The sequence below is a fragment of the Formivibrio sp. oc-25 genome (assembly GCF_055810895.1).
Genome location: NZ_JBVVOL010000002.1, coordinates 103,770 through 120,608, shown reverse-complemented (window position 1 = coordinate 120,608; position 16,839 = coordinate 103,770). Strand labels below are relative to the sequence as shown.

The window sequence follows — 16,839 nt, the reverse complement described above, 5'->3', positions numbered from 1 at the left end:
CATGGAACGCGACCAGGCCGCCAAGTTCATGCAGGATTTGCTCAAGCACATGCGGGCAAAGAATGCATCCGACCTTTTCATCACCGCCGATTTTCCCCCGGCCATGAAGATCGATGGCAAGGTCACCCCGGTTTCCGGGCAGATCCTGACCACCCAGCACACCAAGGAGCTGGCGCGCGCCATCATGAACGACAGGCAGGCCGAGGAATTCGAGGCCACCAAGGAATGCAATTTCGCCATCAGCCCGGGCAACCTGGGCCGATTTCGGGTCAATGCGTTCTTCCAGCAGGGCCGCATCGGCATGGTATTGCGTACCATCAACTCGAACATCCCGAAGCTGGAAGAGCTCGGTCTGCCACCCATCCTGAAGGACGTGGCAATGGCCAAACGCGGTCTGGTGATCTTTGTTGGCGGCACCGGTTCCGGCAAATCGACATCGCTTGCGGCCATGATTGGCTATCGCAATGAAAACGCCTACGACCACATCGTCACCATCGAAGATCCGATCGAATACGTCCACCAGCACAATAAATCGATTATCACGCAGCGTGAAGTCGGAGTGGACACAGACTCATGGATGAACGCGCTGAAAAACACCTTGCGCCAGGCACCGGACGTCATCCTGATCGGCGAAATCCGGGATCGGGAGACCATGGATTATGCGATCGCCTTTGCCGAGACCGGTCATCTGTGCATGGCCACCCTGCACGCCAACTCAACCAACCAAGCGCTGGACCGCATCGTCAACTTCTTCCCGGAAGAGCGGCGTCAGCAGCTATTAATGGATTTGTCATTAAACCTGAAAGCCTTTGTTTCACAACGCTTAATTCCTCACCGCTCGGGCAAGGGCCGCGTTGCTGCGGTTGAGGTCATGCTAAACTCGCCGCTGATTTCCGAGCTGATCTTCAAGGGAGAGGTACAGGAGATCAAGGATGTCATGAAGCGTTCGCGCGAGATCGGCATGCAGACCTTCGACCAATCGCTGTTCGAACTGTTCGAGCAGGATCGCATCACCTACGAAGATGCCCTGCGCAACGCAGATTCAGTCAATGATTTGCGCCTGCAGATCAAGCTGCAAAGCGCGGAATCAAAAAACCGGGATGTTTTCTCTGGTACCGACCATCTCGATATCATTTGATCGGAGCAGCCCTTGTCGGCCCCTGTTTCAGCATTCCCCGGGCGGAATACCCGGCTTTATCGTTCCCTGACGCAATGGCTGCCATCGGCGGCCAGCTTGCTGCTTTGCTCCGCTGGGGCGGCAGCGGCCACGTTAGGCCCCATCCAGGTAAGTTCGGCACTTGGCGAGCGCTTCGCTGCTACGGTCAGTGTGCAACAAACAGACGGCACAAGTATTTCGCCAGCCTGCCTGCAACTCATCCCCTCCCAGGAAGGCGCCGAGATTCGCAATTTGCGCCGCGCCCGCCTTGATTACCGTGAAACCTCCCAGGGCGGGATCATTGGCATTCATGGCGACGAGATCGAACAGGAGCCGGTGCTGAAAATCGCCATTCGTCTGCGTTGTCCGGAAGAAGGCTCGCGCAGCTTTGTCCGTGAATACAGCGTGTTGCTTGATCCAAAGGATTATGCCGCACCAGCCGGAATACCCGTCGTTACGGCCACCGTGGCAGCTACGCCGGCGGCGCCAACCACGCAAGCTGCGGCTGTACCCAGATCCGTGCGTCGTTCAGGGGTTAGCGGCACAGCTCCGGCCAAGTCAGCACGTCCTGCCAAGCCGCGCAACCCCGCCTCAGCCAAGCCAGCCGTGCCTATAACGGTACCCAGCGATTTCAGCCTGAAACTTTCGACCGCACCGCTTGATGCCCAGCGCACCAGCGTGCAACTGTCCGACAGCGAAAAAACCATGCTTCGCGAACGGCTGCTGCTGATCGAAACCGACGACCAGAGCGCGCAACTGTTGCAATTGAAAGACCGCATCGCCCGCCTGGAAAAGCAATTGCTGGCCATGCAGACGCTGGCAGCATCTCAGGTTGCCGCGCAGGCTGTCAGTGTGCAAAAACAGGCCGTAACGCCAGAGCAGGATATCAACTGGTTATGGCCAGGATTGCTGGGTTTGCTGCTGATCCCTGCCGGTTTGCTGGCGCGTCGATTCAGATCCACCAAAAGCCAGGAGACCTACCTGCTGGATGAGCCCCTCCAGGCCGAACCAGAAGTTGTAACACAGGCGCCCCCGGCGTCACCCGTCATCGTCACATCTCCGTCCGCAGCAGTCGCCGCATCCGCGACTCCTCTGGTACGCAAGGATGAATGGGCGGACGCCAGTATGGATGTCGTCGCCCCGGAAACCGTGCTGGAAGAAGTTCAGCTGTTGCAACTGCACGGACTGACCCGGCAAGCCATCGACCTGCTCAGTCAGGAAGTCGCTACGCGTCCTACGGCATTGGCACTGTGGATGAAGCTATTTGCCATCCATCAGGAAGCTGGCGACAGTAATGGCTTCGAACAGCATGCCCGCACCTTCCGTAAATCATTCGTGAGCGAATCACTCTGGCAACAGGTTCAGGCACAGGGCCGCATCCTTGATCCGGAAAACCCGCTCTATCATGAGGATGCGGGCCAAGCCGATGATGCCCACCCATCTCCGGCACCTCTTTTTTCCAGCCAGCCTTTCTCGGTGGAAAACACCATACCGCCGGGTGAATCGACCCGTACGGCAGATGAAATGCTCGATATCACGCTGGAATTTCGTCTACCGGACGAAACCCATGAAGCAGCTCCGCCCCCCTCACCTGCCGATCCGGCTTTGCCCAAGCGAAGCGAAACACCCATCTTCGACTTTGACATTCCGTCGCTGGAATTGCCTGCCAGCCCGATCAGCAACAGCAAACTGCTCAGCACTGACGACTTCTCCTCGCAAGATCCGCTCCTGCAAAATATTGCTCAAGTGGTCCTGTCCGGGAATCACGAGGAAGCCTGCCGGCAACTGGAAGAATTGCTGTATCGCGGCACACTGGAACAGCGGTTGGTTGCCGCCAAATGGCTGGACAAGCTTTTGCCGGTCAAATAACACCGAATCTGCTTTGTTGTCACGCAAGGAAAAGGCTGCGAATGTTTCATTCGCAGCCTTTCTGCTTTATCCCCCCTGCCATCCCTCATTGAGGGGAAGCTGGCTTAACAAAGAAGGCTTTTCAAAATTCGACAGACTCCGGAGAGAATACTCAGTCCAGCAAACCTTCAAACAACTTGGTAGACAGATAGCGCTCGCCAAAGGAGGGAATGATCACCGCGATCAGCTTGCCGGCATTCTCCGGTCGCTTGGCCAACTCCAGCGCTGCCCAGGTGGCGGCACCGGCAGAAATACCGGACAGAATGCCTTCCTGTGTGGCCAATGCACGCGCCGTGGCAAATGCATCATCCGCTTTGACGCGCACCACTTCGTCATAAATGGCGGTATTGAGCACCCCCGGTACAAAGCCGGCACCAATGCCCTGAATCGGATGCGGGCCCTTGGCGCCGCCGGACAGCACCGGGCTGGCATCCGGCTCCACGGCCACGGCCTTGAACGAGGGCTTGCGCGCCTTGATGACCTCGGCGATACCGGTGATTGTGCCGCCGGTTCCCACCCCCGCGACCAGAATATCGATCTGGCCATCGGTATCGCGCCACAATTCCTCGGCAGTCGTTTTGCGATGGATTTCCGGGTTGGCCGGATTTTCGAACTGTTGCGGCATGAAATAATTGGCATTGGCTTCAACCAGCGCTTTCGCCTTGGCGATCGCACCGCCCATGCCTTCCGGTCCCGGCGTAAGCACCAGCTCGGCACCATAACCACGCAACAGCGCGCGGCGCTCTTTTGACATGGTTTCCGGCATGGTCAATACCAGCTTGTAGCCGCGTGCAGCTGCCACCATGGCGAGGCCAATACCGGTATTACCGGAGGTTGGCTCGACAATCACGGTATCCTTGTTGATCAAGCCAGCTTCCTCTGCCGCATCGATCATGGCTACTGCGATCCGGTCCTTCACGCTGTGGGAAGGATTGAAATACTCCAGCTTGGCGACAATCGTCGCTCCGACCCCTTCGGTAATGCGGTTGAGTCGAACCAGCGGCGTATTACCGATCAATTCGGTAACATCATTGGCAATTTTCATGGCAGCATCCTTGCAGTGAATGGATTGATACGATTCTATCGGTTATAACAAACAGCAAATAAATCATATTTTTTACTATGGAAAGATCAATGCGTATATATCGCGTCGGCGGCGCGGTTCGCGACAAATTGCTGGGACTGCCTGTCCAGGATACGGACTGGGTCGTGGTGGGCGCGCGTGTCGAAGATATGCTTGCCCGGGGCTTCCAGCCAGTCGGCAAGGATTTCCCGGTCTTCCTGCACCCGCAGACGCATGAGGAATATGCACTTGCACGCACCGAGCGCAAATCGGCACCGGGCTACAAAGGCTTTGTAGTGCATGCCAGCCCGGAAGTCACGCTTGAAGAGGATCTTCTGCGGAGAGACCTGACCATCAACGCCATGGCCGAAGATGAAAATGGCCAACTGATCGACCCCTTCAATGGCCGTGCCGATCTGTCTGCCGGCATTTTCCGTCATGTATCGCCCGCCTTTGTCGAAGACCCTGTGCGCATTCTGCGACTGGCGCGATTTGCCGCACGCTTTCCGTTCTCGGTTGCACCGGAAACCCTGAACCTGATGCGGGCCATGGTGGCCAATGGCGAGGTGGATCATCTGGTGCCCGAACGCATGTGGCAGGAAATCAGCCGCGGGCTGATGGAAGCCACCCCGGCGCGCATGTTCGAAGTCTTGCGCGAATGTGGCGCACTGGCACGCATCGCCCCGGAAATCGACGCACTGTTCGGTGTGCCGGAGCGCCTGGATTACCACCCGGAAGGCGACAGTGGCAAGCATACCCTGCTGGTGCTTGATGCCGCAGCACGATTGGATTTGCCGCTGGCGGCACGCTTTGCCGCGCTGTGCCACGATCTTGGCAAGGCGCTCACGCCTGCGGACTTGCTGCCGCGTCATATCGGGCACGACAAGCGCGGACACGAGCCGATTCAGGATCTATGCGAACGACTGCGCGTACCGGTCGACTGCCGCGAACTGGCGCTGATGGCCTGCCGTGAACACATTCTGATTCATCGCTCGCGCGAATTGCGCCCGGATACGCTGGTCGATCTGTTTCTGCGCTGCGATGCCTTGCGCCGGCCGGAGCGTTTTGCCTGGCTGGTCGAGGTCTGTCGCGCGGATGCGCAAGGACGAGAGGGTTATGCCAATGCAGGCTACCCTCAGGCCACCTATCTGCGCGACATGCTTGCCACAGCGGCGAGTATTGATGCCGGCGCCATTGCCCGTGCCTGTCTGGATAAAAGCCGGATTGCCGATGCTGTGCTGGCAGCGAGGGTGGCCGCTGTCAGACAAATGCATTTGTCTGCCAAGGGCTGAAAACAACGCGGCGGGCTCATCGGCCCGCCGTCTTTATGTGCAAGTGAGGCTTGGGTGTATCAAACCAGGATCAGACCATTGCCGGGAGCAATGTCTGCTTCATTTTTTGCAGTGCCTTGACTTCAATCTGGCGAATGCGCTCGGCGGAAACATTGTATTCTGCAGCCAGATCATGCAAGGTCAGGCTTTCGCCCTCCTCGGCCAGCCAACGCGTTTCGACGATACGGCGGCTGCGGTCATCCAGACTATCCAGAGCATCCTGCAAGCCTTCTGATTGCAGCAAATCAAACGCGCGCCGCTGCAAGGTCTGGGTCGGTTCGTTATCGTGATCGGCCAGCCAATCGATCGGTGCCTGATGACCATCCTCATCGTTGTCGTCAGCCATCAACGCCACGTCCTGGCCGGTCATGCGCACTTCCATTTCCAGCACTTCTTCCGGCTTCACACCAAGGTCATCGGCAATCTGCTGGGCTTCCTTGTGGGTCAGCGCGGCAAAGCCGGTTTTCATCGAGCGCAGGTTGAAGAACAGCTTGCGCTGTGCCTTGGTTGTGGCCACGCGCACCAGACGCCAGTTGCGCAGGATGTATTCGTGAATTTCCGCCTTGATCCAGTGCACTGCAAAGGAAAACAGGCGCACACCCCGATTGGGCTCGAACCGCTTAACCGCCTTCATCAGGCCGATATTGCCTTCCTGGATCAGATCAGCCTGCGGCAGGCCATAACCGGAATAACCACGCGCAATAGACACCACCACGCGCAGGTGCGACAACACCAGTTGGCGTGCAGCATCCACATCACCCTGGGCTTGCAAACGCTCGGCCAGTTCGATTTCTTCTTCGGCGGTAAGCATCGGGATGGCATTGACGCGCTGGATATAACTCTCGATGCTGTCACCACCAGACAGTACAGGTAGGGCAAGCGCGGTTCCCATGAATACAGACCTCCTTAGTCATACAGCCCACAATGACGGCTGCGTCATTTTATCACTCGCCACTAGAGAGTGCTAAAAATGGATAAAGTTCACAGGTCCATTGCACCATAGCGCTGAGTGATATGCACGGCAATTATTCCAATACGAACGATAGGCATGCCCTATCAGGACCATGCTACCCGGCACTACAGTAGCTTACGCAGATGCTGGCGCACCGCCAGCCAGGCACCGGCCAGACACAGCGCGGCCACCGCGCCGCAAACCACCAGCAGCTCCAGCCAGCCCGGCAACATCAACTGGAATTGCTGGCCATAGGCTTCGGCCAGATCGCGTACCTCCGGATTCAGACGCCAGAATGCCAACCAGGCAATGCCGCACGCCAAGAGACCACCCAGCAAACCGTGCGCCAGTGCAAAATGCATAAAGGGCCGGCGAATGAATGCATCGGTTGCGCCAATCAGCTTGGATACTTCAATTTCCTCCTGGCGCGTCAGGATCTGCATGCGGATGGTATTGCCGGTGATCAACACCAGCGCCACCGCCAGCAAAGCCACTACTGCCTGGAAGATCGCCAGGCCGAGCGCAACGAGCTTTTCCAGGCGTCGCGCCCAGGCCGAATCAAGCTGGACTTCTTCCACGCCTGCGACAACCGCGAGCTCCTTTTGCAAAGCCTCCAGCGTTTCCGCCCGGTTATCCCTGGCCGTCAGTACGATGGCATCAGGCAAGGGATTTTCCGACAAGCCCGCCAGCAGATCGCCCATGCCGGAAGACTGTTGCAACTGCTTGAGCGCATCGTCTTTCGGAACGTAGCGGTGCGAGGCGATTCTGGCATCCTTGCCAGCCAGATCGCGCAAGGCGGCCAGCTCATCGGGCGTTGCACTGCTGCGCATAAAGACGGTGATTTGCGGCTCGACCGGCAAAGTCGAGACCACGCCAGATAGGCTTGCCACAACCAGCCAGACGCCAAGCGGCGCGGCAGCGGCGATGGCGATCACCAGAAGATTCAGCGCTGAAGTCAAAGGACGCTTCAGCATCCCGGCCAGGGTTCGCTTGAATGACAGCCAGTGCTGGTGGAATCCGTTTTTCATCCTGTTCCTTTCAGGCAGTGAACTGGCCATGTTTCAGGCGCAGGATACGGCGGCCGTAATCGGCCATCAGCGATTCATCATGCGCCGAGATCACCAGCGTCACGCCAACCTGATGGAATGACTTGAACAGCTCAAGGATATCGTGCGCATAGTCGCGGTCCAGATTGGCTGTCGGCTCGTCAGCCAGCAGGAATGCCGGACGGTGCACCACCGCGCGTGCGATGCACAGGCGCTGCTGCTCGCCGCCGGAGAGCGCAATCGGATTGAGCTTTTCCTTGCCGGCCAAGCCAACCTTGTCGAGCGCCGCCAGCACGCGGCGCTTGGCCTCGCGGCTGTCATAGCCAATGATATCGAGCGGCAGACGCACGTTATCGTAGACATTGCGGTCAAACAGGATCTTGTGATCCTGGAAGATCAGGCCGATATTGCGCCGCACGTACGGAATCGAGCCACGGCGCATGCTGCCGATATTCTGGCCATTTACCAGCACCGCCCCTCCGGTCGGGCGCTCGATACCGGCGATCAACTTCAGAATCGTCGACTTGCCAGCCCCGGAATGCCCGGCCAGAAACACCAGCTCACCGGTCTGGATCTCGAACGACAGATTCTTCAGCGCATCAAATCCGCCGCGATAACGCTTGGAAACTTGCTGGAACTGGATCATGGTTTCCCCTGTATCAGGCAAAGCTCTCGCCGTGTGGCTGTGCCACCCAGGCGGCACGCAGCAGCCGATGCTGCAACACTTCCTGTCCGGCCTCGCGGCAGGTATCGCGCTTGAAACCAACGACCTGGAAGCCCAGCTTGGTCAGCACACGTCCGCTGGCCGGGTTGCTGAAAAGATGGCGGGCATTCAGTTCCCACAAAGTACGGGTATTGAATACATGGTCAATGATCGCCCGCGCGGCCTCGGTAACGTACCCTTTGCCCCAATAGGGCTCACCGAGCCAATAGCCGAGTTCACCACCCATTTCATCCTCGAACTGCACGCCAGCGCACCCGATCAGGGTCAAACCGTCTTTCAGGCATATGGCCCAAGTCCATTCCTGGCCCTTGTTAAAGGCCGAACGCTGGTCGGCGATGAACTGGCGCGCCATGTCCTCGGTGTATGGATGTGGAATGCGGCGAGTATTGCGCGCCACCTGGATATTGCCGGCCAGTTGTGCAATCTGTGCAGCATCTTCGCTGCGCAGGGGGCGCAGCACCAGATGTGATGTCAACAGCGTGGGCAAGGTATTCATTCGAAAAGGGCCTCCACATAATCACTGGCTTTGAACGGGCGCAGGTCATCGATGCCTTCGCCAATACCGATAAAGCGCAACGGCACCGGCCGCTGCTTGGCAATCGCGGCGATCACACCGCCCTTGGCCGTTCCATCCAGCTTGGTCAGGATCAATCCAGTCAAGCCCAGCGCATCATCAAAGGCTTTGACCTGCGCCAGTGCGTTCTGGCCGGTATTGGCATCGAGCACCAGCATGATCTCGTGCGGACCGCTCGGATCAGCCTTTTGCACCACGCGTTTCACTTTCCTGATTTCTTCCATCAGGTGCAACTGGGTCGGCAGGCGGCCAGCCGTATCGACAATCACCACATCCACACCGCGTGCCTTGGCAGCATTGACCGCATCGAAGGCAACGGAGGCCGAATCCCCCGATTCCTGCGCAATCACCTGTACGCCGTTGCGCTCGCCCCAGATCACCAGTTGTTCGCGCGCGGCGGCACGGAAAGTATCGCCCGCCGCCAGCAACACACTTTTGCCCTGGCTCTGAAAATATTTGGCCAGTTTGCCGATGCTGGTGGTCTTGCCCGCACCATTGACCCCGGCCACCATCAGGATGAAGGGGCGATGGCTGCCAACTTCCAGCGGCACCTCCAGCGGCTGGATCAGATCATTGAGCGAATCGCGCAAGGCACCGCGCAGCTCGGAAGCATCCTTGAGCCCGCCCAACGATACGCGCTCGCGCACGTCGCCCAACAGATGCAGCGTAGCGTCCACACCCATGTCGGCCGTCAGCAGGACAGTTTCCAGCTCTTCGTACAGATCGTCATCGATCTTGCCGCCCCCGAACAGGCCAGCCAGATTCTTGCCCAGCTTGTCACGTGTTTTGGCTAGGCTGGCTTTGAGGCGTTGCGCCCAGCTTAATCCGGCAGCAGCTTCAGTTGCTGCTTCAGGTACCGGCGCGGTGGTGTCAGCCGCAGTTGTGGATGGGTTTTCTTCGGATTTCTTGCGAAACAGATTGAACATGCTTGAAAGGTTCCAGCGCGCAGAGGCTAAAATGTGGAATTAACGGGATTTTAACGCGGAGCAGGCATGTCGGCACAGCACAAGAATCAGGTTCGCATTATTGGCGGCGAGTGGAAACGCCGATTGTTGCGTTTTCCGCAAATCGACGGCCTGCGCCCCACGCCCGACCGGGTACGGGAAACACTATTCAACTGGCTGGGTCAGGATTGTACCGGCATGACCTGCCTGGATCTGTTCGCCGGCAGCGGAGCACTGGCATTTGAAGCGGCATCGCGCAACGCACGCAAAGTCATGGCCGTGGAAACCGCAAAACCGGCGCTCGAGGCACTACGCGCCAACCAAACCACGTTGCAGGCAAGCAACCTGGAAATCGTCTGGAGCGATGCCATGCGTTTTCTGGCGCAAACGAGTGAACACTTTGATCTGGTTTTTCTTGATCCGCCTTTCGCATCCGATCTGCTGGCCCAGGCGCTGCAGCACATGCCGCGCATATTGAATGCCGATGCGCTGGTCTACGCCGAATGCGCCCATTGGCCGGCGCTGGATGGCTGGGAAATCATCAAGGAAGGCAAGGCTGGCCAGGTTCACTATGGCTTGCTGCGCCGGTCGGAAACCGCACAATAGGTGACATGCTTACGCTTGATATTGTGCGTGCAATCATGGGAAAATCCTCGCCAAACCAAATACCCGAGTTAATTGCTAAGGAATTGCCGCCATGGCCCTGATGATTACCGACGAATGCATCAACTGCGACGTTTGCGAACCGGAATGCCCGAACGGCGCCATTTCGCAAGGCGAAGAAATCTATGAAATCAACCCGGATCTGTGCACCGAATGCGTGGGCCACTACGATGAACCGCAATGCCAGCAGGTCTGCCCGGTAGACTGCATTCCACTCAACCCGGCACACAAGGAAAGCCGCGAAGAGCTGATGGCCAAGTACAAGATCATCTCCGGCAAAGCCTGATTTCCTCGCCACCCAAAACAAAGCCCGCAACTGCGGGCTTTGTTCGTTTTAGCCGGCCAATCAGCGCTGGCCGAATTTCACCAATGCCAGACTGCCGAGCAGGTTCGGCATGAATTCCACTTTCTCCCCCTGATGCATCACTTGCTGCTCCTCGATCTGCATACCGAGCTTGCCCAGCAGGCGATCAAAGTCACCCAGCGTACACAGGTGGATATTCGGCGTGTTGTACCACTCGTACGGAATCGTCTCGGATACCGGCATGCGGCCCAGCAGCAACTGCCAGCGGTTTTCCCAGTAACCGAAATTCGGGAACGTTACGATACCCGTCTTGCCGACGCGCAACATCTCCTTGAGGATGCTTTCGACATTGCGCATGGCCTGCACTGTCAGCGACAACACCACGAAATCGAAACTGTTTGATTCAAAAGTCGCCAAACCGGATTCCAGATCGGACTGAATGACATCAACACCATTGCCAACGCAGGCGATCACCTTGTCGACATCGATCTCGACACCATAACCCTTGACCTGCTTGGCTCGCGCCAGCCACGCCAGCAACTCGCCATCACCACAGCCCAAGTCCAGCACACGAGCACCGGCAGGAATCCAGCTCGCCACACATTGCAAATCGGGACGCAAAGTCTTCATGCGTTCACCTCCTGTGCAACGCGGTTCATGTACGAGCGCATCAGCGCATGATAGGGCGGATCTTCCATCAGGAAAGCATCATGGCCGTGGCGCGATTCGATTTCGCCATAGCTCACCTTCTTGCCGGCATCGAGCAAGGCCTTGACGATCTCGCGCGAACGCGACGGCGAGAAACGCCAGTCCGAGGTAAACGAAACAATCAGGAAACCCGCTTCGGTTCTGGCCAGCGCCTTGGAAAGATCGCCATCAAAATCGCGCGCCGGATCGAAGTAATCCAGCGCCTTGGTCATCAGCAGATAGGTATTGGCATCAAACGCGCCCGAGAACTTGTCCCCCTGATAGCGCAGGTAGGATTCGATTTCGAACTCGACATCGAATCCGTATTTGTATTCGCCAGAGCGCAGAATCCGGCCAAACTTCTCGCCCATGCCGTCATCGGACAGATAAGTGATATGCCCGAGCATGCGCGCCAGGCGCAGTCCCCGGCGCGGCACCACGTCATGCGCGTAATAATCCCCGCCGTGGAATTCCGGGTCGGTCAGAATCGCCTGACGTGCCACATCGTTGAACGCGATATTTTGCGCGGTCAGCTTGGGTGCGGCGGCGATAACCAGTGCATGACGTACCCGATCCGGGTGTGCAACCGTCCAGCGCAGCGCCTGCATCCCACCCAGACTGCCGCCGACAATTGCGGCAAATTTCTCGATACCCAACAAATCGGCCAAACGCGCCTGCGTTTCCACCCAATCACGCACCAGCACCAGCGGGAAAGTGGAGCCGAACGGCTTGCCGGTTTCCGGATTGATGGTGGAAGGCCCGGTAGAACCGTGGCAGCCCCCCAGATTATTCAAGCCGATTACGAAGAAGCGGTTGGTATCGATCGGCTTGCCCGGCCCGATCATGTTGTCCCACCAGCCTGCGGCCTTGTCGGTTTCGCTGTACTTGCCCGCCACATGATGGTGGCCAGACAAGGCATGGCAGATCAAGATGGCATTGGATTTATCGGCATTGAGCGTGCCGTAGGTCTCGTAGACCAGTTCATAGCGCGGCAAGGTCACGCCGCAGGCCAGCGTGATCGGCTGCTCGAAAACGGCTTTTTTGGGGGTGACGATGCCGACACTGTTGGAAGAGGGCAATTCTGACATTTCACTCACTTGTAGGATTCCGGATCAGGCGAGCCAGTCCGCCTGCTTGATCCACAAACAAACCGGGTCATGCGGTCTGAAAAGATACTGGGTTAACCGGCTAGAGAGAATCGATTATACCGCGATAGCGGGCGTGGCCCAGCGCCAGTATCAATAGTACTATTGCGCCTGCAATAACCTTAACGGACAACCATGCAAAAGCCTTCCGCACCACGCCGAGTCTTGATCATTCAACTCCAGCATCATGGCGATGTCTTATTGACCACGCCGATGTTTTCAGCATTGAAAGAACAATTCCCCGGAGTGGAAGTAGACGTACTGGTTTTTGCAGAAACTGCGCCCATGATCAAAGCGCATCCGGATTTAAGCCATATTTGGCACCTCCCGCGCAGCAAAGAAGCGGGACGGGGGCTTGCGCGCCTGATGGCCAACCTGAAACTGTTAAAGCGCATATACCAGCGCCGCTATGATTGGGTGCTGCACTTGAATGAACGCTGGCCCGGTGCCTGGGCGGCACTGGCAAGCCGTGCTCCTGTGCGCGTCAGCTATTCCTATCCGAAACGGGATAATCCGGTCTGGCGCCTAGCCTTCCCAATCAGGCTACCCATTCCCGACAAAGGTCACCGGATCATGCAGAACCTGAGCCAACTGGAAGCACTAGGCGTGCGCGTTTTGCCCGCTGCCGTGCGCTGCCAAATGGCTTTTACGCAGGCGGATCAGGTGCTGGCCATGCGAAAGCTACAGGATGCAGGAGTGGGTGACGACTATATTCTGGTGCATCCGGGATCTCGCTGGTTTTACAAATGCTGGGAGGACGAACGCTTTGCCGAAGTGGTTGCCCACTTGGCCAACCAGGGCCACAAGATTGTTCTGACCGCAGCGCCAGATGAGCGCGAATTGGCCATGGTAAAAAACATCATGCAGCTCGCCAATCACACAAACATCACTTCTTTGGCCGGTCAACTTACCCTGCCGGCACTGGCAGCCGCCATCGCCAAAGCCAAACTGTTCATCGGTGTCGATTCTGTGCCGATGCATATGGCCGCAGCCCTGCAAACGCCCACAGTAGCGCTATTTGGTCCAACGATTATCGAAACCTGGCGGCCGTGGTCAGACAAGGCGATTATTGTAAGTGCTGCAGACTATGGGCCGCTGATTGCGCCGTGGGAAGTGGATGCCACAACCTCCGAAAGATATTTGAAAAACATTGATAGCCAACACGTACTAGATAAGCTAATGCTTTACAAGAAATAAAAACGCGACCCATACAAGTCAAACCATTAAACAAATATAAACCACACATCCATCATGATCAGAAATAAAATTTGCGTTGGCTTTTCAATGGTAAAGAATGAAGAGGATATCATCGAGACATTTATCCGGCACAATTTGAAATTTATTGACCACCTCTACATTACAGACAACAACTCCAGTGACGGGACCAGAGAAATAATCAACCTTCTCATAAAAGAAGGGCTAAAAATTACGCTATGGGAAGACAAAACCCTCGCACACCTGCAATCAGAAATAACCACAAATGCATATCGTAAAATATCCAAATTACAAGAATTTGATTTATTTTTCGCACTAGACGCCGACGAATTAATCGTAATTAACAATACAGAATTTCTAGAGGGAAGCCAACCAGGCGACACTTATCATCTAGAGCGTTATGACTATGCGGTCACCACCAACGAAATAAGCGCAGATATAACATCTTCCATGACCCGACGATTCATAGAAAAAAACGTCGCAGGCAAAGTTTTTTTTCATCACGATAAAAACGACTTCACCAATTACACATTAGAGCAAGGCAACCACCACCTATGGCAGGGGCCTTTTAAGAAAAAAGAAAAACCATCAGACATATGGGTAGCGCACTTCCCATACAGAGGCATCACACACTACCTAAACAAGATAATTATTGGCTCGCAGGCCATGCTTATCAGAAATAAAAACTTCTTAAATGAACCAAGCCCCATGGCAATACACTGGCGCACAGAATATAACCACATAAAGGAAAAAAAAGGAAATATCAACTTTAACGACTACATCAATCGGGCATACTCAGTCAAAAACATCGAAGAATTAACAGAAATAACCACAGAGGACAAACTAAACACGGACATAAAAATAAGATACTTTGACTCAAGAAGTAACGCATCAGTAATTTACAATTTAATTTCTAACTTTGAAACACTATCAATAAATTACTGGAAAACAAAAGACCAAAGCATCACATCACAAGTAATAGAAAGATTTATATCCTTCTATAAAAGGAAAAAATTAAAAACAAGAAACACAATCAATAAAAGATTAGCAAAAATCACAAAAAAAACCTAACAGAATCCACATTCTCTGCTTGCATTTTGCAAGACACAACTTGAATCAAGCACAGAAAAATCAAACAGGGGGCCTGTTGGAAAAACTACGAACAATTATTACACAAGGACTTGAAACACCAAATCAAGCCCCTCGGACTCCATCAAGAACGCCCAGAATAACTTTAGCAGCCGACTGGAAATACCACTTACCTCTATGACCAAAAAAACCGGGACAAAGCCCATCCATCACCAATTAAATCACATTAATTCTCTTCAAGACGGACCTTTTTAAATTATAAAAAGGGCGACACACTCTATACCAAGCCCAACAAAAAAATAGCCACCCAAGAGGTAAATTTTCATCTAAAAAATTTAAATGGAATTTCAACTCAGGATCTGAAGAAATTTTTTTCTTAATATTTTTTCTACGAACAAAAATAGCCATATAAAAACCGAACCTATAACATCCACCACCCCAAGCCAGAGAAAAATAATCCCGAAATATTCTCATACCCTCACCATAGGTTCTTCCGGACTTGTTATTTATAGCAGTCTGCTGATCGGGATGGCACCGAAAACCACATAAAGGTTTATTTATATAAAAAAGGCAACCAATCGAACACAAATAAAACCACATCTCAAGATCGACCAACTGTCGATACGTCTCATCAAAGCCTCGTATAGCCAAGGCCTTTCTAAACATAGAAACAGAAGGCTCTCCAACAAGATTTTGATCTTTAATTAAACATACCCTGACAACATCATCACCAGAAATTACGCCATCACGCCCTATACCATCAAGCACACCAACAGGAATTGAGTTTAAATCAATTGCATATCTTGCTGAGGCCACTATGGACACATGCGGATTTCTATCCAAAGCATCCACGAATTGCGACAGGGCCGTGACATCCAGAAATTTATCATCCGCAAACAAAAAATGGACGTACTCGCCATCCGCCTGCTTTAAAGTCCAGTTCCAGTTTTGCACCATACCAAGATTATTTTCATGCCGAACATACTTGATTCTGGAATCCTTGACCAGGTAAGGCGCAACAACTTCTTGAGTATTATCGGTCGATGCATCATCACTGATAATCACCTCAAAATCTTGATATGTTTGGAGTAATATTGAATCCAGCGCCTCAGAAATAAAGCGCGCATAATTATACGTCGGGATAAGAATACTTACTTTTGGCATAAAACCACTCAAAAACCTAAAAATTCGGGCTGATCCATATCAGCGCCAAATAAAATTACCATCTTTGCGCTGACCCAAGAGTGTCATTCCGCACGCACTTAATTCAGCTCGCCTATCCTGATCTTCGCGTTTTTTTCTGGACAGACGATCCAGCTTCCGTTGCAACCACGAACGTCCCATCAATTGACGGTAAAGCTCTTTGTCTCCCAGCCCCGCTTTGGCAGATAAGCGCTGTTCGGCTTTCATGGCAGACTGGGTAACGGACCCATAATGATGCAGCCACGATGCTCCTGTGGTGGCGGTTGGTACTTGTGCTTCCTTCAACTGCTTGAAGAAAACGGCATCTTCCAGTCCGAATAACCGCGGGATGGCAAGGAAATAGCCGACGTCCATCCAGACAGACTTGTGTATGGCCATGCATACGGCATGTGGGCGGCCTGGCCGCAGTACACTTCCCACTCGCTTCAAGGCATCGACGGTGAATACATCCAGATCATAATCGAGCGGACCTTCTACCATCGCTGGTGATATCACTTTCAAACCATGCTGCTCTGCGGTGTCGATCAGCCCATCCAACCAGCCCTGCGTACACACCACATCATTGTTCATGACAATGGTCCATTCCGCCTGCAGCGCCAGTGCGCCCTGATTCCAGGCAACACCACACCCCAGATTACCCTGATTGAGGATCACTTCTCCCAAGGGCAGGGATTTCAGATAATCCTGGGTCCCGTCAACAGATCCATTATCCACGGCAATGACCCGGGCGAGGTCCACGCCGGTCTTTACCAGGCTATCTATGCATTGCTTGGTATATTCGATCTGGTTATAACAGGCAAAGGTAATGGCGTAGTCATGTTTTGTCATAGAGATG

17 protein-coding genes are annotated in these 16,839 nt (G+C 54.6%); 7 read left to right on the top strand and 10 right to left on the bottom strand.

The window, feature by feature from the left end; all coding sequences use genetic code 11:
* The first annotated feature begins 1 nt into the window (after position 1).
* Together AC0KVQ_RS02005 and AC0KVQ_RS02000 are read left to right on the top strand one after the other, a co-directional pair.
* Positions 2-1,138, top strand: a complete 1,137-nt coding sequence (locus tag AC0KVQ_RS02005; RefSeq protein ID WP_473419433.1) for a PilT/PilU family type 4a pilus ATPase — start codon at positions 2-4, stop codon at positions 1,136-1,138.
* Between the two features lie 12 nt (positions 1,139-1,150).
* Positions 1,151-3,025: a type IV pilus assembly protein FimV gene (locus tag AC0KVQ_RS02000; RefSeq protein ID WP_473419431.1), complete on the top strand. Its 1,875-nt coding sequence runs from the start codon at positions 1,151-1,153 to the stop codon at positions 3,023-3,025.
* A 151-nt stretch (positions 3,026-3,176) separates the two neighbouring features.
* Here AC0KVQ_RS02000 and cysK read toward each other — a convergent pair whose 3' ends face one another.
* Positions 3,177-4,109: a cysteine synthase A gene (gene cysK / locus AC0KVQ_RS01995; RefSeq protein WP_473419430.1), complete on the bottom strand. Its 933-nt coding sequence runs from the start codon at positions 4,107-4,109 to the stop codon at positions 3,177-3,179.
* An 89-nt stretch (positions 4,110-4,198) separates the two neighbouring features.
* On the opposite strand from cysK, the gene AC0KVQ_RS01990 reads away from it, so the two are divergent.
* Positions 4,199-5,419: a multifunctional CCA addition/repair protein gene (locus AC0KVQ_RS01990; protein ID WP_473419429.1), complete on the top strand. Its 1,221-nt coding sequence runs from the start codon at positions 4,199-4,201 to the stop codon at positions 5,417-5,419.
* 70 nt (positions 5,420-5,489) lie between these two features.
* On the opposite strand, the gene rpoH is transcribed toward AC0KVQ_RS01990, so the two are convergent.
* The 5 genes from rpoH to ftsY form a co-directional block, all read right to left on the bottom strand.
* Positions 5,490-6,350: an RNA polymerase sigma factor RpoH gene (gene rpoH, locus AC0KVQ_RS01985; protein WP_473419428.1), complete on the bottom strand. Its 861-nt coding sequence runs from the start codon at positions 6,348-6,350 to the stop codon at positions 5,490-5,492.
* A gap of 185 nt (positions 6,351-6,535) precedes the next feature.
* Positions 6,536-7,438, bottom strand: coding sequence for a permease-like cell division protein FtsX (ftsX, locus tag AC0KVQ_RS01980; protein ID WP_473419427.1), 903 nt, complete (start codon positions 7,436-7,438; stop codon positions 6,536-6,538).
* A 10-nt stretch (positions 7,439-7,448) separates the two neighbouring features.
* Positions 7,449-8,102, bottom strand: coding sequence for a cell division ATP-binding protein FtsE (gene ftsE / locus AC0KVQ_RS01975; RefSeq protein ID WP_473419426.1), 654 nt, complete (start codon positions 8,100-8,102; stop codon positions 7,449-7,451).
* 13 nt (positions 8,103-8,115) lie between these two features.
* A complete protein-coding gene (locus tag AC0KVQ_RS01970; protein ID WP_473419425.1) occupies positions 8,116-8,676 on the bottom strand; it encodes a GNAT family N-acetyltransferase in 561 nt (186 codons plus the stop codon).
* Positions 8,673-9,680: a signal recognition particle-docking protein FtsY gene (gene ftsY / locus AC0KVQ_RS01965; protein WP_473419424.1), complete on the bottom strand. Its 1,008-nt coding sequence runs from the start codon at positions 9,678-9,680 to the stop codon at positions 8,673-8,675. Before ftsY ends, AC0KVQ_RS01970 begins: the two co-directional genes overlap by 4 nt.
* 66 nt (positions 9,681-9,746) lie before the next feature.
* Between ftsY and rsmD the strand changes: the two genes are divergently transcribed.
* Positions 9,747-10,304 carry a 16S rRNA (guanine(966)-N(2))-methyltransferase RsmD gene (gene rsmD / locus AC0KVQ_RS01960; RefSeq protein ID WP_473419423.1) on the top strand — a complete coding sequence of 186 codons (558 nt, stop codon included), beginning with the start codon at positions 9,747-9,749 and terminating at the stop codon, positions 10,302-10,304.
* A gap of 91 nt (positions 10,305-10,395) precedes the next feature.
* Positions 10,396-10,647 (top strand): YfhL family 4Fe-4S dicluster ferredoxin, encoded by a 252-nt coding sequence (locus tag AC0KVQ_RS01955; protein ID WP_473419422.1) that lies wholly within the window; start codon positions 10,396-10,398, stop codon positions 10,645-10,647.
* Between the two features lie 60 nt (positions 10,648-10,707).
* Here the strand turns inward: AC0KVQ_RS01955 and metW are convergent, their stop codons facing one another.
* Positions 10,708-11,295 (bottom strand): methionine biosynthesis protein MetW, encoded by a 588-nt coding sequence (gene metW, locus AC0KVQ_RS01950; protein ID WP_473419421.1) that lies wholly within the window; start codon positions 11,293-11,295, stop codon positions 10,708-10,710.
* Complete coding sequence (gene metX / locus AC0KVQ_RS01945; protein WP_473419547.1) at positions 11,292-12,431, bottom strand: homoserine O-succinyltransferase MetX; 1,140 nt, start codon at positions 12,429-12,431, stop codon at positions 11,292-11,294. Before metX ends, metW begins: the two co-directional genes overlap by 4 nt.
* Before the next feature lie 201 nt (positions 12,432-12,632).
* On the opposite strand from metX, the gene rfaQ reads away from it, so the two are divergent.
* Complete coding sequence (gene rfaQ, locus AC0KVQ_RS01940) at positions 12,633-13,694, top strand: putative lipopolysaccharide heptosyltransferase III (protein ID WP_473419420.1); 1,062 nt, start codon at positions 12,633-12,635, stop codon at positions 13,692-13,694.
* An 87-nt stretch (positions 13,695-13,781) separates the two neighbouring features.
* Positions 13,782-14,783: a glycosyltransferase family 2 protein gene (locus AC0KVQ_RS01935; RefSeq protein ID WP_473419419.1), complete on the top strand. Its 1,002-nt coding sequence runs from the start codon at positions 13,782-13,784 to the stop codon at positions 14,781-14,783.
* 234 nt (positions 14,784-15,017) lie between these two features.
* Here the strand turns inward: AC0KVQ_RS01935 and AC0KVQ_RS01930 are convergent, their stop codons facing one another.
* Together AC0KVQ_RS01930 and AC0KVQ_RS01925 are read right to left on the bottom strand one after the other, a co-directional pair.
* Entirely contained in the window at positions 15,018-15,965 is a 948-nt protein-coding gene (locus AC0KVQ_RS01930; RefSeq protein ID WP_473419418.1) for a glycosyltransferase family 2 protein, read from the bottom strand.
* A 39-nt stretch (positions 15,966-16,004) separates the two neighbouring features.
* Complete coding sequence (locus tag AC0KVQ_RS01925; protein ID WP_473419417.1) at positions 16,005-16,832, bottom strand: glycosyltransferase family 2 protein; 828 nt, start codon at positions 16,830-16,832, stop codon at positions 16,005-16,007.
* Positions 16,833-16,839 lie beyond the last annotated feature (7 nt).